This is a genomic window from Actinomadura rudentiformis (assembly GCF_008923185.1).
GTDB lineage: Bacteria > Actinomycetota > Actinomycetes > Streptosporangiales > Streptosporangiaceae > Spirillospora > Spirillospora rudentiformis.
Genome location: NZ_WBMT01000021.1, coordinates 188,006 through 205,593, shown reverse-complemented (window position 1 = coordinate 205,593; position 17,588 = coordinate 188,006). Strand labels below are relative to the sequence as shown.

Sequence of the window (17,588 nt, the reverse complement as noted above, 5' to 3'; positions counted from 1 at the left end):
TGCCACGAAGGCCCCCGCCAAGAAGACCCCGGCCACCAAGGCTCCCGCCACCAAGGCCCCAGCCACCAAGGCTTCCGCGACGGCCAAGGGCAAGGCGGAGGCGTCGGTGCCCGCCGCGAAACCCTCCTCTGAGCCCGCCTCGCAGGACTCAGCCGCCGCGAAGGCGCCGGCCGAGGCCGCGAAACTGCCGGTCCGCGAGGGTGAGGACCGCTGGACCGAGGACGAGCTCGCCGAGGTCCGGTCGGCCCTGGAGGCGGAGGTCACCGCGCTGCGCGAGGAGATCGCCGCCGCCGCGACGCAGATCGCCGACGGGGACACCACCGACGGCGCGGGCGACGACCAGGCCGACGTGGGCGCCAAGACCTACGAGCGCGAGCACGAGATGGCCCTCGTCAACAACGCCCGTGACCTGCTCGCCCAGAACGAGCGGGCGATCGAGCGGATGGACGCCGGCACGTACGGGATCTGTGAATCGTGCGGCAGGCCGATCGGCAAAGGGCGCTTGCAGGCCTTTCCACGTGCGACCCTATGTGTGACATGCAAACAACGCGAGGAACGTCGCTGAATGACGCAAGCCACCCCGTCCGAAACGCGAGGAACGTCACTGAGTAGAAGGGGCGACGACCCAGACACCACGAGCGCGGCCGAGGGATCTGCGGGATCCCCTCGGCCGCGCCGCATCGGCGTCCTGCTCCTGGTCGCGCTGACCGCGCTGGCCCTCGACGTGGTCTCCAAGATCATCGTCGTGGCGACCCTGCAGGACAAGGAGCCGATCACACTGCTGGGCGGCCTGCTGACGCTGCGCGAGACGCGCAACAGCGGCGCCGCGTTCTCCATCGGGACCGGCTACACGATCATCTTCACGGTGATCGCGTGCGGGGTGGTCGTCGCCATCCTGCGCACCGCGCGCAATCTGCGCAGCCTGCCCTGGGCCGTTTGCCTGGGCCTGCTGCTCGGCGGGGCGGTCGGCAACCTGATCGATCGGATGCTGCGCGCGCCGGCCCCGCTCAAGGGCCATGTCGTGGACTGGATCGAGCTGCCCCACTGGCCGGTCTTCAACCTCGCCGACTCGGCGATCGTCTGCGGCGGCGCACTCGCGGTCCTGCTGGCCGCCCGGGGCCTCCAGCTCGACGGCACCCGGATCACGAACGAGAAGGACAAGCCTTCCGAGGCCAAGGCGGACACGGAGCCCAAGGCCGACACGGAGCCCGAGGCCGACGTGGAGCTCAAGGCCGACGTGGAGCTCAAGGCCGACGTGGAGCTCAAGGCGGACATAGAGCCCAAGGCGGACGTGGAGCCCAGGCCCGCCGCAGAGGCCGACGGCCCGTCCGATGGCGCTGCGCCGAACGGCAAGGTCGGCGGGCAGGCCGAGCGGAAGGCGGCCCCCGAGGCCGGGACGACGCCGGAAGAGCAGTCCTGATGGCTGACGTGCGCAGCCTCCCGGTGCCTGACGGCCTGGAGGGCGAACGGGTGGACGCCGCGCTGGCGCGGTTGTTCGGCCTCTCCCGGGCCCGGGCGGCCGACATCATCGCCGCCGGTGACGTTCTCGTCGACGGCAGGGAGGTCGCCAAGTCCGACCGGGTCCACGGCGGAGCCTGGCTGGAGGTGACGCTCCCGCCGCCGCCCGCCGCGCCCGCTCCGGTTGCCGAGCCGGTCCCGGGCATGAGCGTCCTCTACGAGGACGACGACATCGTCGTCGTCAACAAGCCCATCGGCGTCGCCGCCCATCCGACCACCGGCTGGACGGGCCCCACCGTCCTGGGCGGGCTCCTCGGCGCCGGGCACACCATCGCCACCAGCGGCGCGGCCGAACGCCAGGGCATCGTGCACCGGCTCGACGCCAACACCACCGGGGCGATGGTCGTGGCCAAGAGCGAGGTCGCCTACTCGCGGCTCAAGCGCGCGTTCAAGGAACGCCGCGTCGACAAGCGTTACCAGGCGCTGGTGCAGGGCCACCCGGACCCCTTCCGCGGCACGGTGGACGCGCCGATCGACCGGCATCCGTCCGGGGACGGCCGGTTCGCCGTGGTGGCGGGCGGCAAGCCCTCCGTGACGCACTACGACACGGTCGAGGCCTACCGCGCCGCCACGCTCCTGGACATCGACCTGGAGACGGGGCGCACGCACCAGATCCGGGTGCACATGTCCGCGATCAAGCACCCGTGCGTGGGGGACATGGCCTACGGTGCCGACCCGACGCTGGCGGCCCGGCTGGGGCTGACCCGCCAGTGGCTCCACGCGGTGCGGCTCGGATTCGACCACCCCACCGGGGGCGACTGGATCGAGTTCGAGAGCCCCTACCCCGACGACCTGGCCCGGGCCCTGGAGATCGTCGCCGGCGAGTCCTGAGCCCCGTCCACGTCCCAAGCCTCGTTCACAGGAGCAGCCGCAGTCCGGCGGCCACGCCGGCGGCGACCGCGAGCACCACGAGGAACGGGGCACGCAGCAGCAGGGCCGCGACCGCCGCGCCCAGGCCCGCCATCCGCGGGCCGTCGAACTCCAGGTCCCGGCCGTCGGCCAGGGCCTGGACCGCGATCAGGGCGGTCAGCAGGGCCACGGGCACCAGATCGGTGAACCTGCGCACCCGCGGGTCGTCGAGCACCCGCTGCGGCGTGACCAGGCCGCCGAGCTTGAGGGCGTAACACCCGAGCCCGGTCGCGATCACCGCGATCCACACGTTCACGCCTGTCCCCCCGCACGCTTCTCGTCTCGGCTCTCGCCGCGGCGGCCGGGCAGAAAGCCGATGAGCGCCGCCGCGGCGGCCAGCATCACCGGGACGCCTGGCGGCAGCAGAGGAGTGGCGGCGATCGCGAGCACCGCGGCGGCGACCGCCACCTTGATCTCCGTGCGTCCCGCCGCCAGCCGGGGCCAGAGCAGGGCGAGGAAGACCGCGGGCCCTAGGGCGTCGAGCCCGAAGGTGTCCGGGTCGCCCAACCTGGAGGCGCCCGCCGCGCCCGCCAGCGTGGTGAGGTTCCAGGTCAGGTAGAGGCTGATGGCGGTGACGTAGAAGCCGACGCGGGCCGATTCACGGTCCGGCTGGGCTGTGGCGACCGCCGTCGACTCGTCGATGACGCCCTGGGCGGTGAGGAGCCGCCGCCATCCTCGTACGCGCAGAAGCTCTGCCAGGCGCAGTCCGTACAGGGCGTTCCGTCCGCCCAGGAGGACCGCGCCGAGTGTTCCGGCCACCAGCCCGCCCCCACCGCCGATGACCCCCGCCAGAGCGAACTGGGACGCGCCGGTGAACGTCAGCAGGCTGAGCACGCACGCCTGGGCCACCGACAGCCCTGCGGTGACCGCCGCCGCGCCGAAGGCCAGCCCGGAAACGCCCACCGCCAGGCCCACCCCAAGCCCGTCGCGTATGGCGGCTGAACGGGCCGCAGAGGAGGCGGCGTTCTCTTCGGCGGTGGTGGTGACCTCATCCGTCGAAACCATGCGGGTGACCGTAGTGAGGCACGCACGACCCGGTCTTGAACGTTCTTGCACCCGTGTGACGGGTGGTCACGATTCGTCCGGGGCGCCCCTGTGCTGCTCGATCCGGCGTTGCTCGGCGACCTCCAGGCCCGCCTCGATGACCACATTCATGATCCTTGCCAGCCGCTCGGGACCGAGGGACGGCGCCTTCTCGGCCATCGCCGTGACGATCTGGCGCTCGCGCTCGGGATTGCGGCCCGCGAAGCCTCCCACCGGCTTGAGGCGCTGCACCGCCCCCGCCACCGCCGTCCGCCGTTCCAGCAGCACGGCGAGGGCGGCGTCTATCTCGTCGATGGCGGCGCGCGCCTCGGCCAGCGAGCCGATGGCCGGTTCGGTGGAGTCGATCAGCTCGTGCATGTCGGGGTTCTCTCTCTCGCGGCGGCGTCCGCGCAGCGGGGGTCGTCCGTGTCCAGAGCCGCCTTCTGAAAATGAGAAAAGGCAGGCCCGATGGGTGGGCGCTGCCTCTTTGCCGGCTCCGGGGTCGTCGCTCAGGTCGCGCCGACCGGCTCGACCAGAGCCGGCTGCGTAAACCCGAAATAACGACGATCCATGCGCTCGATCGTAGGGTGCCTTCGGTGAGCGCGCCAATTTCCGGAACAATCGTCTCAGTTATTGAGACGGTACGATCTCGGTCATGAGTCAGGAACGGGCGCACTACTGGCGGCATCCGGCGCTGCCGGATGTCGATCTGCTGCGCGCCCGCTTCATCACCCACCGGTTCGGGCGGCATGTCCACGAGGGCTACAACTTCAGCGTGATCGAGGAAGGGGTCGAGGAGTTCGAGCACCGCGGCACCCTGCTGCGCGCCGGTCCCGGCTCGATCGTCGTGGTCAACCCGGACACCGTGCACACCGGCCAGGCCGTCAACCCGGAGGGCTGGGGCTACCGCGGCATGTACCCGTCGGTGGAGCTCGTCGCCGACGTCGCCGCCGAGCTGGGGCTCCCGCCGGGCACCCCGCACTTCCCGGACACCGTCCTGCACGACCCCGCCGCGGCTCAGCTGCTGAGCGCCGCGCACAGGGCAGGGGAGCACGGCGACGCGCTCGCGGCCACATCCCTGCTGCGGTCCGCGCTGGCCGGGATGTTGCGGCGCCATGCCCAGTACTCGGGCACGGAAAAGGTCGCATTGGCGGTACCGGACTCCGTCCGCGCGGCCAGGGACATCCTGCACGCACGCCTGGTGGAGCCGCCGTCTTTGGAGGAACTGGCCGAGGCGGTGGGGGTGCGCCCGTTCTCCCTCCTGCGTGCGTTCCGCGCGGCCACAGGACTGCCGCCGCACGCCTACCTCAACCAGATCCGCGTCCGGGAGGCCCGCAGGCTGCTGGACGCGGGCGGGCGTCCCGCGGAGGTCGCCACAAGGACGGGGTTCGCCGACCAGGCGCATCTGACGCGTCACTTCAAACGCACGATCGGGGTCCCGCCGGGCGCCTACCGGCGCTCCCGCAGCGCCGCTTGAGGGCACTCCGGGCATGCGGCCGGGTGCCGTGCGTAACGGTCGACAGCGGGCCCACCGGGCATCCGGAGTGTCGGGGCGCGGGGTGTCGGTGGGGAGGGTTAGGCTCTCAGAGCCGCGTCGTCCCGGGCCCGTTCCGGGGCGGCGATCTTCCCCCGGAGTGGACAACGCAGACACGTGCCGAACGCACGTGCGCGGTCGCATGGCCTGACTAGGAGGCGCACTGAGCATGGCGGACTCGTTCGTACACCTTCACGTACACACCGAGTACTCCATGCTGGACGGTGCCGCCCGGCTCAAGCAGATGTTCGAGGAGGTCAGCCGCCAGGGCATGCCCGCGATCGCGATGACCGACCACGGCAACATGCACGGCGCGTACGACTTCCACAGGCAGGCCACCGCGGTCGGGGTCACGCCGATCATCGGCATCGAGGCGTACATGGCGCCCGAGTCCCGCTTCCACAAGAAGAAGGTCCAGTGGGGCGAGCCCAGCCAGAAGCGCGACGACGTCTCCGGTGGCGGCCTCATCAACCACAAGACGCTCTGGGCGCGTGACAAGACCGGCCTGCACAACCTCTTCAAGCTCTCCAGCCGCGGGTTCACCGAGGGCTTCGTGTTCAAGTACGCGCGCCTCGACGAGGAGCTCCTCGCCGAGCACTCCGAGGGCGTCATGGCCACGACGGGCTGCCCGTCCGGCAAGATCCAGACGCGGCTGCGCCTCGGGCAGTTCGACGAGGCGCTCAAGGCCGCCGCCACGTTCCAGGACATCTTCGGCAAGGACAACTACTTCCTTGAGCTGATGGACCACGGACTGGAGATCGAGCGCCGCGTCCGCCAGGGCCTCATCGACATCGGCAAGAAGCTCGGCATCCCGCCGGTGGTGACCAACGACTCGCACTACACGCACGAGTCCGAGGCGACCGCCCACGACGCGCTCCTGTGCGTCCAGGTCGGCAAGCAGCTCGCCGACCCCGACCGGTTCCGGTTCGACGGCAGCGGCTACTACATCAAGACCGCCGACGAGATGCGGACGATCGACTCGTCCGACATCTGGGCCGAGGGCTGCCGCAACACGCTTCTCATCGCGGAGCGGGTCAACCCCGAGGGCATGTTCGAATACCGCAACCTCATGCCCAAGTTCCCGGTCCCCGAGGGCGAGACCGAGGAGAGCTGGTTCCGCAAGGAAGTCTGGAAGGGGATGGACTGGCGCTTCCCCGACGGCTACGACGAGGAGCACCGGAACCAGGCCGAGTACGAGATGGACATCATCTGCAAGATGGGGTTCCCCTCCTACTTCCTGGTCGTCGCCGACTTCATCATGTGGTCCAAGCAGAACGGCATCGCCGTCGGACCGGGCCGCGGCTCGGCGGCCGGCTCGCTGGTCGCGTACGCGATGGGCATCACCGACCTCGACCCCATCCCGCACGGGCTGATCTTCGAGCGGTTCCTCAATCCCGAACGCGTGTCCATGCCCGACATCGACGTCGACTTCGATGAAGCCGGGCGGGCGGAGGCCATCCGCTACACGACGGAGAAGTGGGGCGCCGACAAGGTCGCCATGATCGCCACGTTCGGCACCATCAAGGCGAAGGCCGCCGTCAAGGACGCGGGCCGCGTCCTCGGCTTCCCCTACGCGCTCGGCGACCGCATCTCCAAGGCGTTCCCGCCCGCGGTCATGGGCAAGGACATCCCGCTCTCGGGCATCTTCGACGACAAGCATCCGCGCTACGGCGAGGCCGGCGAGCTGCGCAAGCTGTACGAGGAAGAGCCCGACGTCAAGCAGATCATGGATCTGGCGCAGGGCCTGGAGGGCCTGATCCGCCAGACCGGCGTGCACGCCGCGGGCGTCATCATGTCCGCCGAGCCGCTCACCGACCACATTCCGATCATGCGGCGGGACGCGGACGGCGCGATCATCACGCAGTTCGACTACCCGACCTGCGAGACGCTCGGCCTGCTCAAGATGGACTTCCTGGGCCTGCGCAACCTGACGATCATGCAGGACGCGCTGCGCTACATCGAGGCCAACAAGGGCGAGAAGCTCGACCTGCTCAAGCTCCCGCTCGACAACCGCAAGGCCTACGAGCTGCTGGCGCGCGGCGACACGCTCGGCATCTTCCAGCTGGACGGCGGCGGCATGCGCTCGCTGCTGCGGCTGATGAAGCCCGACAACTTCGAGGACATCTCCGCGGCGCTCGCGCTCTACCGGCCCGGCCCGATGGGCGCCAACTCCCACACCAACTACGCGCTCCGCAAGAACGGCCAGCAGGAGATCACCCCGATCCACCCCGAGCTGGAGGAGCCGCTCAAGGAGATCCTCGGCACGACCCACGGCCTGATCATCTACCAGGAGCAGGTCATGGCCATCGCGCAGAAGGTCGCCGGCTACTCGCTCGGCAGCGCCGACCTGCTGCGCCGCGCGATGGGCAAGAAGAAGAAGGCCGAGCTGGACAAGCAGTTCGAGTTCTTCGAAAAGGGCATGAAGGACAACGGCTTCTCCGACGCCGCCATCAAGGCCCTGTGGGACATCCTGCTGCCGTTCTCCGACTACGCGTTCAACAAGGCCCACACCGCCGGCTACGGCCTGGTCTCCTACTGGACCGCCTACCTCAAGGCCAACTACCCGGCCGAGTACATGGCCGCCCTGCTCACCTCGGTCGGCGACGACAAGGACAAGAGCGCGCTCTACCTCAACGAGTGCCGCCGCATGAAGATCAAAGTCCTGCCGCCGGACGTCAACACCTCCGAGGCCGACTTCACGCCGATGGGCGACGCCGAGATCCGCTTCGGCCTGTCCGCCGTCCGCAACGTCGGCACCAACGTCGTCGAGGGCATCGTGGCCGCACGCAAGGAGAAGGGCGCGTACACCGACTTCAACGACTTCCTCAACAAGGTCCCGCCGATCGTCTGCAACAAGCGCGTCGTCGAGTCGCTCATCAAGGCCGGTGCCTTCGACGAGCTCGGCCACCAGCGCAAGGCGATCCTCATGGTGCACGAGCCGGCCATCGACTCGGTCATCGACATCAAGCGCAAGGAGGCCATCGGCCAGGACTCCCTGTTCGGCGCCCTCGAAGAGGACGACGGCCAGAACGCGTTCACCGTCGCCATCCCCGAGGCCGAGGAGTGGGACAAGACCACCCTCCTCGCCTTCGAACGCGAGATGCTCGGCCTCTACGTCTCCGACCATCCGCTCCTCGGCATCGAGCACATCCTGGAGCGCGAGGCCGACCGTTCCATCGCGGCCATCAACGAGGGCGACGGCCCGGACGGCCAGGTGGTGACCGTCGCGGGCCTCCTGTCCGGCCTGCAGCGCAAGGTCACCAAGCAGGGCAACTCCTGGGCCATGTTCCAGCTGGAGGACCTGGGCGGCTCCATCGAGGTCATGTGCTTCCCGTCCAGCTACCAGCTGTGCTCGACGCTCCTCGCCGAGGACGCCGTGCTGGTGGTCAAGGGCCGCATCGACCGCCGCGAGGACGTCGCCAAGATCATCGCGATGGAGGTCACCCAGCCCGACCTCACCGTCGCCGACGCCCACGGCCCGCTCTCGGTCACGCTCCCGATCGGCCGCTGCACCCCGCCGATCGTCGCGAGCCTCAAGGAGGTCCTGAACGCCCACCCGGGCACGTCCGAGGTCCACCTGCACCTGCAGAACGGCCCGCGCACCACCGTCGTCCGCCTGGACGACAAGCTCCGGGTGGCGCCCTCACCCGCCCTCATGGGAGACCTCAAGCAACTCCTGGGCCCGTCCTGCTTCAACCTCTGACCTGCCCGGCCGCCTGCGGCACAGGCGGCAGGAGACCGATCGCCTCCTTGACCTGGCGGACCTTGGGACCTGCCAGATCTCGGGCGCGCTCCGCGCCTGTCCGCAGGACGAGGCGGACATGGTCCGGGTCGAGTTCCAGATAGCGCTCCCGCACGGGTGCCAGGGTGGTGACGACCGCGTCGGCCACGGCCTCCTTGAGCTCGCTGTACCTGGTGAACCGTGCGGCCAGCTGCTCGGGGCTGCCGCCTGTGCACGAGGCCAGGATCGTGAGCAGGTTGGACACTCCGGGGCGGTGCCCGGGGTCGTACGTCACGTCGGTCCCGGCGTCGGTGACCGCGCGCATGACCTTGCGGCGCAGCACATCGGGCTCGTCCAGCAGCCGCAGCGTGCCGGCGGGTGACGCGGCCGACTTGCTCATTTTGGTGTCGGGTGCGGCCAGGTCCATGAGCCTGGCCGCGACGGGCGGATGGACGGCCTGCGGCAGCGTGAACGTCTGGCCGTACCGGGCGTTGAACCGCTGCGCAACGTCGCGCGCGAGTTCCACATGCTGGCGCTGGTCCTCGCCGACCGGCACCTCGGCGGTGTCGTAGAGCAGGATGTCGGCCGCCATCAGGACGGGATAGGTGAGCAGCGACAGCCGCACATGCTGCTGGCGGCGCGACTTCTCCTTGAACTGGATCATGCGCTGGGCCTCGCCGAAGCCCGTGGCGCACTCCAGCAGGTAGTGCAGCTCGGTGTGCTCCGGAACGTGGGACTGCACCAGGAACAGGCACGCGTCAGGGTCGGCGCCCGCGGCGAGGAGCACGGTGGCGAACTCCAGCGTCCGCCGCCGTACTTGCGCCGGATCGTGCTCCAGGGTCAGGGCGTGCAAGTCAGAGATGAACACGACCGTGTCGGCCGCGGCCTGTCCGGAGATGATCGGGGCGATCGCACCGATGTGGTTGCCCAGGTGCAGGTCGCCGGACGGGGTGAATCCCGTGAGCCGTCGTGGCATCGGCTTGCTCGGTGGCACTGGCTTGCTCGCTGGCAGTGACGTGTTCGGTGGCACTGGCTTACTCCTTGGAATCGGAGGCCGGCCAGCCGGAGACGGCGCCGTACACCAGAACGGCCGCCCGACTGGGCGGCCGCGGTGTCGTGGATACGCGGAAGATGGGGTGCCGCCCGTCAGGGGCGCCACCAGCCGAGGCAGGAGCCGTTCATCCGCATGCTCGAAACGGTATCACCCGGCCAGGAGGGCGCGCGTGGCCGGAACGACTTCGGCCGCCCAGCGGCGGAGCTGGGTCTCGTCGGGGTTCTCGGGCCAGTAGACGAAGGTGTCGAAGCCGGTGCCGGTGGCGAGGTCGGCGAGGACGCGGGCCCATCCGGCGGCATCGGTGCGGATGGGGGTCTCGCCTTCGAGCGTGACCGCGCCGGGGGAGTCGGTGATGTCGCCGACCAACTGGGCCATGCGGGTGATGGCGGCGGGGTCGCGGCCGGCTTCGGTCGCGGCGGTGGAGACGATGTCCTGCGCCTCGCGCCACTTCTCGTACGGGAGGTAGTGCGGGATCGGGGCGGCCCAGCCGTCGGCGAGGCGACCGGTGAGGGCGTTGGCGCGAGGGCCGACGCTGCCGAACCAGATGCCGACGGGATGGGCGGGCGCCGGGCCGGGCTTGACGCCGTCGACGGTGTAGTGGTCGCCGTGCACCTTGACCCGGGTGCCGGGGCGCCACATCGCGCGGATGATCTCGGTGGCCTCCGCGAGGGCCTGGAGGGCCTCGGGGCCTGTACGGCTCGGGCCGCCCATCGCGGCGATGGCGGGCCAGTAGGCGCCGGCGCCGAGGGCGAGCTCGAAGCGGCCGCCGCTGAGGAGATCGAGGGTGGCGGCCTGCTTGCCGAGCATCGCGGGGCCGCGCAGCGGCAGGCTCGCGACGTCCGGGAAGACGCGCAGGTTGTCGGTCTCGGCCAGGACGGTGGCGATGACGGCGAACGTGTCGACCTGCTGAGGCGCGTACGGGTGGTCCTGGACGCCCAGCAGGTCCAGGCCTTCGCGGTCGGCCAGGCGCGCGAGGGACCGCAGATCCTGAAGCGCGGTGGTGTCGGGGGCCAGCTGGATGCCGAATCGAAGGTTCATGCGGTGAACGCTAGCGAGCCGGCGGTACGGGCCGAATCAGTAGGTCTACCGGTCAGAGGCTCGCGGGACTGAGCTCGGCGTCCCAGTGCACCAGGCGGCCCAGGCCGTCGAACTGGGCGTGGGCCTTGCCGCCGCCGGGGAGCAGCACCTCGGTCTGCCCGTCGGTCTCGCGGTAGGGGATCGTGTGGTGGCTCAGCAGGCGGGCGAGAGTCAGCCGGGGCTCGCGGGGGAAGAGGCTGACCGCGTTGGAGATCAACCGGGGGACCGGCACGGGGTCCCAGGTGGCGGGCGGGGCCTGCGGGTCGTCCACGTGGAGGTAGGCGGAGCCGCCGTCGTATCCGGCGCCGATGTAGCCGCCGCCGCCGAGCACGCCGCCGGCCGCCATCGCGATCAGCTCGCCGCCGTGCCCCGCGGGCCCCTCGTACCAGCCGAGGTCGATCTCGGGGGTCGTGAACTCCGGGATGCCGAGGCGCTCGCCGAGCGCACGGATGGCCAGGGTGGGGGTCACCGCCGGATGGGCGTCGCCGAACTGCGGATTGGCCCAGCCCCAGAGCCAGGTGCGTTCGTTGGCGGCGTAGCTCCCGAGCAATGACACCCGGACGGTGACGCCGCCGCTGGTGTAGGTGCGCGCGGTCAGGTCAGCACTCCAGTCCTCGCGCGGCAGGAACTCCGCGAGGGTCTCCTGCTGCTGCAGGACGACCGCGGCGAGGGCGGCGCCGAGGCGTTCGAACGCTGGACTGAATCCGGACATATCGGGGACATTATCCCAGGGAATGAGTCGTGCGCGGGCGAGAATCAGACACCATGCGGTTGTCGATCAGCTGACCAGGGGGAGTTAGGCTTTCGCTGTCAGAGGACGTGTGGCGACTGTGTTCACCTAGGAGCGTACGAGGTGCGGGGACCGACCGGGAAGGCCTTGCGAACCTGGGCGGCCGCGACGATCGTCGTCACGCTCCTCGGGCCGCTGGCCGGGCTGCTCTGGGCGAAGATCGTTCCGACGGTCGAATACGTCGTCATCCAGGGCGAACCGCTGTTCGCCGACCCCGAGGGCCAGGGGCCGGTCGGCATGGACGGCCGGTTCGCCCTGATCGTCATGCTGGCCGGAATCGGCTGCGGGGGTTTGGCCTACCTGGCCGGGGGGCGCGGCAACGACATCCCGCTCGTGCTGGGCCTGGCCGTGGGCGGCATCGCCGCGGCCGTCATCGCTTGGAAGACAGGTCACCAGATCGGCCTGGCCGCCTATGAGGACGCGGTGCGCACGGCCAAGGACGGTGCGACCGTCAAGGGCGTCGCCGAGCTTCGCGCCACCGGCATCGTGACCTTCTGGCCGATCCTGGCCGTCGGCACGTACGGCGCTCTGGAGCTGTTCGTGAAGCGCCTACCCGCGGGCGATCGCGGCAAGGCGGCCGCCGGTGAGCCGGAGGAGGTCGGCCGGGGCGAGCTCGATCTGCAGGCCACGGCGCCCGGCGGAGACGTAGACCGTCGCGAACCCTGACGCCGTCTCATCGATCACGGTCGGCAGCCGCTTGCGCTGCCCCAGCGGGCTGATGCCGCCCACGACATAGCCGGTGGCGCGTTCGGCGTCCTGGGAGTCGGCCAGCTGGGCCTTCTTGCCCCCGGCCGCCGCGGCCAGCGCCTTCAGGTCAAGGGTGGTCGACACCGGCACCACGCCGACGGTGAGGCTGCCGTCGACCTCGGCCACGAGGGTCTTGAACAGCCGCTCGCGCGGGACGCCCAGCGCGTCGGCCGCCGCCTCCCCGTACGACAGCTCGGTGTTCGGATCCACCTCGTACGTGTGGAGGCTGAACTCGACCTTCGCCTTGGTCGCCGCCACCGTCGCGGGCGTGCCCTTGCCGCCGCCCTTGCTCGCACCCTGGGCTTTCGCGGACCGGGCCTTCGCGGACTTGGCCTTCGCAGAGCTCATGGCGCCCAGTGTGCCGAATACCGGCCGCATCCGGACCGCCGATGCTGGTTCGGGCGCTCCTAATTCGGGTTGAACGAGCCGTCCAGGAACTGGCCCGCCGGGACCGTGGGGAGCATGTCGAGCAGGCGGTTCTCGCGCTGGAGGAGGTCGCGTTCCATCTGGAGGCGCACCGTGGCGTCCTCGGCCTGCAGGAGGCGTTGCTTCTCGTGGCCGTCCAGGACCACGGCGGCGGCGATCAGGTACGAGAGGCGCACGGGATCCACGGGCAGGTCGAGCGGCTCGGCCAGCTCGGCGCCCGCGGCGGCCAGCCGGTGCCGGTACAACTGGAACAGCAGCCGGACGCGGCGGGCGACCGGCTCGGGGTCGGTGCCCGCCTCCTCCGGCAGGAACTCCACGTCCCCACGCAGGTAGGGGCGGGAGCGGTCGAGCTCCTTGAGCATGAATCTGCGGCTGCCGACCGTCACGATGTCGAACCGGCCGTCCTCGTGCGGCGTCACGGTGTGCAGCTCGGCCGCGCAGCCCACCCCGGCCAGGCGGTGGGCCGCGTCCTCGCCCACCTCGTGGCCCAGCTCGATGCCGACGACCCCGAAGTAACGCGGCTCGGGTCGTTCGAGCAGGTCATGGATGAGCAGGCGGTAGCGCTCCTCGAACAGGTGCAGGGGCAGCACGAGGCCCGGGTAGAGCACTGTGCCCAGTGGGAACAACGGAAGCCGTTCGGTCACGGTCTCCCCCAACTCGCTCCGGGGGCGGCCCTGGGGGATTCGCCCACGGCGCCAGAGTACTTCCGGATTCAACGATCGTTGCATGCCGGATTTATCACAGTCTGAAGCTTTGCGATCACCGTGGCCCGTGTCGACGCGTCCAGGCTGTACCGGTGAACAGGCCATTACCAGTGAACAGACCATTACCGGTGAACAGGCCACTACCTATGAATTGGCCGTTCTCCTGGCGAGCGGCGCCCGGTTAGCGTCGTGGACATGAGAATGCTCGTCGTCGACGCCTTCACCGACCGCCCGTTCGCCGGGAACCCCGCCGGCGTCTGCCTTCTCGACGGGGCCGGGTCGACCCCGGAGCCGGACGCGGACTGGATGCAGAGGGTCGCGGCCGAGATGAAGCACTCCGAGACCGCGTTCGTCCGCCCGATCGAGGCTCCGGACGCCGAGTTCGAGCTGCGCTGGTTCACCCCGCTGGTCGAGGTCGCCCTGTGCGGCCACGCCACGCTCGCCAGCGCCCACGCCCTGTACGAGACCGGCGTGGCCCCCGCCGATGGGCCGATCCGCTTCCGTACATTGCATTCGGGCGTCCTCACGGTGACCCGTTCCGACGACGGCGGCCTGCTCATGGACTTCCCCGCGTGCCCGCCGGCCGAGACCGAGCCGCCGGACGACCTGGGCGAGGCGCTCGGCACGACGCCCTTCTGGACGGGCCGCAACTCGCAGAACGACCTGCTCGTGCTGGTCGCCGACGAGGAGGCGGTGCGCAAGCTGGCCCCGGACATGGCGGCCCTCGGCCGGATGGACGCCCGCGGGATCATCGTCACGGCCACCGCAGACCCGGGACGGGGGTATGACTTCGTGTCCCGGTTCTTCGGGGCCGGGGTCCTGCTCGGTGACGGTGAGGACCCCGTGACGGGCTCCGCCCACTGCGCGCTCGGCCCGTACTGGGGAGCGGAGCTCGGCCGTGATCGCCTCGTCGGGTTCCAGGCCTCCGAGCGCGGCGGGCAGGTCGGCGTCACCCTGCGCGGCGACCGGGTCGAGCTGAGCGGCCGCGCGGTGACCGTCCTGGACGGCGAGTTCAAGGCTTGACGATCTTCTTCTTCGCATAGCGTCTCGGCCAGTGAGACGTTGCGCGGGCGACAGTGGGCACTACGTAGACTGGACCGGTGATTTCCCGTATTGACCTGCGCGGGTCACTCCCTGAGGACCTGCGCTCCGTGCTGCCCCGCGCCGAGCTCGACGTCGAGGCCGCCCTGGAGAAGGTGCGGCCGATCTGCGAGGACGTGCGCCATAGGGGAGCCGAGGCGGTACGGGAGTACAACAAGGCCTTCGGCGGCGTCGAGCAGGCGAGCACCCGCGTCCCGGTCCACATGATCGACGAGGCCCTCGCCGGTCTCGACCCGGCCGTGTGCGACGCGCTCGAAGAGGCCATCCGCCGCACCCGGATCGTCCACCGCGACCAGCGCCGCACCGACACCACCACCCAGGTGGTCCCCGGCGGCACCGTCACCGAACGCTGGGTCCCGGTCGGCCGCGTGGGCCTGTACGTCCCCGGGGGCCGGGCGGTCTACCCGTCCAGCGTGGTCATGAACGTCGTCCCGGCCCAGGAGGCCGGGGTGCGCTCGCTCGCGGTGACCTCGCCGGGCCAGCGGGAGTTCGGCGGCCTGCCCCACCCGGTGATCCTGGCGGCCTGCGCGCTGCTCGGGGTGGACGAGGTGTACGCGGCGGGCGGCGCGCAGGCGGTCGCGATGTTCGCCTACGGCACCGACGAGTGCCCGCGCACCGACATGGTCACCGGTCCGGGCAACATCTGGGTGGCGGCCGCCAAGCGGTTCCTCAAGGGCGTGATCGGCATCGACTCCGAGGCCGGTCCGACCGAGATCGCCATCCTCGCCGACGCCACCGCCGACCCGGTGCACGTCGCCGCCGACCTGATCAGCCAGGCCGAGCACGACACCCTGGCCGCCGCCGTGCTGGTCACCGACTCGGCCGAGCTGGCCCGCGCGGTCGAGGCCGAGCTCGCCGCCCAGGTGGCCCGCACCAAGCACACCGAGCGCATCACCGAGGCGCTGGCCGGGCGGCAGTCCGGCATCGTGCTGGTCGGCGACCTGGAGGACGGCCTGAAGGTCGTCGACGCGTACGCGGCCGAGCACCTGGAGATCCAGACCGCGGACGCCCGCGCCGTGGCCGCCCGGGTGCGCAACGCCGGTGCGATCTTCATCGGCGCGCACGCTCCCGTGTCGCTCGGCGACTACCTGGCCGGGTCCAACCACGTGCTGCCCACCGGCGGATGCGCCTGCCACTCGTCCGGCTTGTCCGTGCAGACCTTCCTGCGCGGCATCCATGTCGTCGAGTACGACGAGCCCGCCCTCGCCGAGGCCACCGCCCGGGTGGTCGCGCTCGCCGAGGCCGAGGACCTGCCCGCGCACGGCGCCGCCCTCAAGGCCCGCTTCGACTGGGAGATCCCCACGTGACCTCATTGAACGATCTCCCGATCCGCGACGACCTGAGGGGCCGGGAGCCCTACGGGGCACCCCAGCTCGACGTCCCGTACGCGCTCAACACCAACGAGAACCCCTACCCCCCGTCCGAGGCCCTGGTGAAGGCCATCGGCGAGGCCGTCAGGGACGTGGCCGGGTCGCTCAACCGCTACCCCGACCGTGACGCCGTGGCGCTCCGCTCCGACCTGGCGGCGTTCCTCAACCGCGACACGCCGGGTGCCGGCCTCTCCTGGCGCCAGGTCTGGGCGGCCAACGGGTCCAACGAGATCATCCAGCAGATCCTGCAGGCGTTCGGCGGCGCCGGCCGCACGGCCCTGGGCTTCGAACCCTCGTACTCGATGCACCCGATCATCACAAGCGTGTCCGGCACGGCGTGGATCAACGCGCATCGGGACGAGGACTTCGGCCTGGAGGCCGAACGCGCCGTCGCGGCGGTCGAGGAACACCGGCCCGACGTGGTGTTCCTCACCTCTCCCAACAACCCGACCGGCACCGCGCTGCCCTTCTCCACCATCGAGGCCGTCCTGAGCGTGACGCCCGGCATGGTCGTGGTGGACGAGGCGTACGCCGAGTTCCGGCGGGCGGGCGTGCCGTCCGCGCTGACCCTGCTGCCCCGCAACCCGCGCCTGATCGTCACCCGGACCATGTCCAAGGCGTTCGCCATGGCGGGCACCCGGCTGGGCTACCTGGCCGCCGACCCCGCCGTGATCGACGCGCTGCTGCTGGTCCGGCTGCCGTACCATCTGTCGGCCGTCACCCAGGCCGTGGCGCGCACCGCCATGGCCCATGGAGCCGAGTTGCTCGGCTCGGTCGACGCGCTGCGCGTCGCACGCGACGACCTGGTCGCGTGGCTGCGGGCCGAAGGCCACCAGGTGGCCGATTCCGATGCCAACTTCGTCCTGTTCGGCCGGTTCGCGGACCGGCGGAGGGTCTGGCAGTCGATGCTCGACCGGGGCGTGCTGATCCGCGAGGTGGGACCGCCCGAGTGGCTGCGCGTGAGCGTCGGCACTCCGGAGGAGATGGCGGCCTTCCGAACCGCTTTGAAGGAGAGTCTGTGACGCGCAAGGGCCGTGTTCAGCGCGGGACCAAGGAGACCGAGGTCCTCGTCGAGATCGACTTGGACGGGACTGGTGAGGTCGACGTCGCGACCGGCGTCGGCTTCTACGACCACATGCTGGCCCAGCTCGGCAAGCACGGGTCGTTCGACCTGACCGTGAAGACCACCGGCGACCTCTACATCGACAGCCACCACACCATCGAGGACACCGCGATCGCGCTCGGCCAGGCGTTCCGCCAGGCGCTCGGCGACAAGGCGGGGATCCGCCGCTTCGCCGACGCCTCGGTGCCGCTGGACGAGTCGCTCGCGCAGGTGACCGTGGACATCGCGGGCCGCCCCTACCTGGTGCACACCGAGCCCGAGGGCATGGCCCCGATGATCGGCCCGGAGTACGACACCACGATGACCCGGCACATCTTCGAGTCGTTCGTGGCCAACGCGCAGATCTGCCTGCACGTCCACGTCCCGTACGGCCGCAACGCGCACCACATCGTGGAGTGCCAGTTCAAGGCCCTCGCCCGGGCGCTGCGCGACGCCGTGGCGTTCGACCCCAAGGTGCACGGGATCCCCTCGACCAAGGGGGCCCTGTAGCC

Annotated in this window: 18 protein-coding genes; 10 read left to right on the top strand and 8 right to left on the bottom strand. The window is 70.6% G+C overall.

Going from position 1 to position 17,588, the window contains the following annotated elements:
- The first annotated feature begins 184 nt into the window (after positions 1-184).
- The 3 genes from F8566_RS51830 to F8566_RS37775 are packed head-to-tail and all read left to right on the top strand — an operon-like array spanning position 185 to position 2,349.
- Positions 185-565 (top strand): TraR/DksA family transcriptional regulator, encoded by a 381-nt coding sequence (locus F8566_RS51830; RefSeq protein ID WP_225993875.1) that lies wholly within the window; start codon positions 185-187, stop codon positions 563-565.
- Positions 566-1,420: a signal peptidase II gene (gene lspA / locus F8566_RS37780; protein ID WP_225993867.1), complete on the top strand. Its 855-nt coding sequence runs from the start codon at positions 566-568 to the stop codon at positions 1,418-1,420.
- Positions 1,420-2,349, top strand: coding sequence for an RluA family pseudouridine synthase (locus F8566_RS37775; RefSeq protein WP_151566925.1), 930 nt, complete (start codon positions 1,420-1,422; stop codon positions 2,347-2,349). The genes lspA and F8566_RS37775 overlap by 1 nt, the downstream gene beginning before the upstream one ends.
- A 25-nt stretch (positions 2,350-2,374) precedes the next feature.
- Here the strand turns inward: F8566_RS37775 and F8566_RS37770 are convergent, their stop codons facing one another.
- From F8566_RS37770 to F8566_RS37760, 3 genes are all read right to left on the bottom strand, one after another.
- Positions 2,375-2,683: an AzlD domain-containing protein gene (locus F8566_RS37770; RefSeq protein WP_151566923.1), complete on the bottom strand. Its 309-nt coding sequence runs from the start codon at positions 2,681-2,683 to the stop codon at positions 2,375-2,377.
- On the bottom strand, positions 2,680-3,432 hold the full coding sequence (locus F8566_RS37765) for an AzlC family ABC transporter permease (RefSeq protein ID WP_151566921.1): 753 nt from the start codon (positions 3,430-3,432) through the stop codon (positions 2,680-2,682). Before F8566_RS37765 ends, F8566_RS37770 begins: the two co-directional genes overlap by 4 nt.
- Positions 3,433-3,498: 66 nt before the next feature.
- Positions 3,499-3,828: a chorismate mutase gene (locus F8566_RS37760; protein ID WP_151566919.1), complete on the bottom strand. Its 330-nt coding sequence runs from the start codon at positions 3,826-3,828 to the stop codon at positions 3,499-3,501.
- A gap of 277 nt (positions 3,829-4,105) precedes the next feature.
- Here F8566_RS37760 and F8566_RS37755 point away from each other — a divergent pair, with 277 nt between their 5' ends.
- Positions 4,106-4,927 carry an AraC family transcriptional regulator gene (locus F8566_RS37755; protein ID WP_151566916.1) on the top strand — a complete coding sequence of 274 codons (822 nt, stop codon included), beginning with the start codon at positions 4,106-4,108 and terminating at the stop codon, positions 4,925-4,927.
- A 226-nt stretch (positions 4,928-5,153) separates the two neighbouring features.
- Positions 5,154-8,687 (top strand): DNA polymerase III subunit alpha, encoded by a 3,534-nt coding sequence (dnaE, locus tag F8566_RS37750; RefSeq protein WP_151566914.1) that lies wholly within the window; start codon positions 5,154-5,156, stop codon positions 8,685-8,687.
- Here the strand turns inward: dnaE and trpS are convergent.
- From trpS to F8566_RS37735, 3 genes are all read right to left on the bottom strand, one after another.
- The gene (trpS, locus tag F8566_RS37745) at positions 8,677-9,681 is read right to left on the bottom strand and encodes a tryptophan--tRNA ligase (RefSeq protein WP_151566912.1); all 1,005 of its coding nucleotides are present in this window, start codon (positions 9,679-9,681) and stop codon (positions 8,677-8,679) included. The genes dnaE and trpS overlap by 11 nt on opposite strands.
- A 225-nt stretch (positions 9,682-9,906) precedes the next feature.
- Positions 9,907-10,797 carry an LLM class flavin-dependent oxidoreductase gene (locus tag F8566_RS37740; RefSeq protein ID WP_151566910.1) on the bottom strand — a complete coding sequence of 297 codons (891 nt, stop codon included), beginning with the start codon at positions 10,795-10,797 and terminating at the stop codon, positions 9,907-9,909.
- 52 nt (positions 10,798-10,849) lie between these two features.
- Entirely contained in the window at positions 10,850-11,548 is a 699-nt protein-coding gene (locus F8566_RS37735; protein ID WP_151566908.1) for a DUF6882 domain-containing protein, read from the bottom strand.
- A gap of 141 nt (positions 11,549-11,689) precedes the next feature.
- On the opposite strand from F8566_RS37735, the gene F8566_RS37730 reads away from it, so the two are divergent.
- Positions 11,690-12,292, top strand: coding sequence for a hypothetical protein (locus F8566_RS37730; RefSeq protein WP_225993866.1), 603 nt, complete (start codon positions 11,690-11,692; stop codon positions 12,290-12,292).
- Here F8566_RS37730 and ybaK read toward each other — a convergent pair.
- The gene (gene ybaK / locus F8566_RS37725) at positions 12,176-12,721 is read right to left on the bottom strand and encodes a Cys-tRNA(Pro) deacylase (RefSeq protein WP_151566906.1); all 546 of its coding nucleotides are present in this window, start codon (positions 12,719-12,721) and stop codon (positions 12,176-12,178) included. The genes F8566_RS37730 and ybaK overlap by 117 nt on opposite strands.
- Before the next feature lie 59 nt (positions 12,722-12,780).
- The gene (locus F8566_RS37720) at positions 12,781-13,443 is read right to left on the bottom strand and encodes an LON peptidase substrate-binding domain-containing protein (protein ID WP_151566904.1); all 663 of its coding nucleotides are present in this window, start codon (positions 13,441-13,443) and stop codon (positions 12,781-12,783) included.
- Between the two features lie 255 nt (positions 13,444-13,698).
- Between F8566_RS37720 and F8566_RS37715 the strand changes: the two genes are divergently transcribed.
- The 4 genes from F8566_RS37715 (at position 13,699) to hisB (ending at position 17,586) form a co-directional block, all read left to right on the top strand.
- Positions 13,699-14,526 carry a PhzF family phenazine biosynthesis protein gene (locus tag F8566_RS37715; protein WP_151566902.1) on the top strand — a complete coding sequence of 276 codons (828 nt, stop codon included), beginning with the start codon at positions 13,699-13,701 and terminating at the stop codon, positions 14,524-14,526.
- A 77-nt stretch (positions 14,527-14,603) separates the two neighbouring features.
- Positions 14,604-15,911, top strand: a complete 1,308-nt coding sequence (gene hisD, locus F8566_RS37710; RefSeq protein WP_151566899.1) for a histidinol dehydrogenase — start codon at positions 14,604-14,606, stop codon at positions 15,909-15,911.
- Positions 15,908-16,996: a histidinol-phosphate transaminase gene (locus F8566_RS37705; protein WP_151566897.1), complete on the top strand. Its 1,089-nt coding sequence runs from the start codon at positions 15,908-15,910 to the stop codon at positions 16,994-16,996. Before hisD ends, F8566_RS37705 begins: the two co-directional genes overlap by 4 nt.
- Entirely contained in the window at positions 16,993-17,586 is a 594-nt protein-coding gene (hisB, locus tag F8566_RS37700; protein WP_151566895.1) for an imidazoleglycerol-phosphate dehydratase HisB, read from the top strand. Before F8566_RS37705 ends, hisB begins: the two co-directional genes overlap by 4 nt.
- Positions 17,587-17,588: the final 2 nt, after the last annotated feature.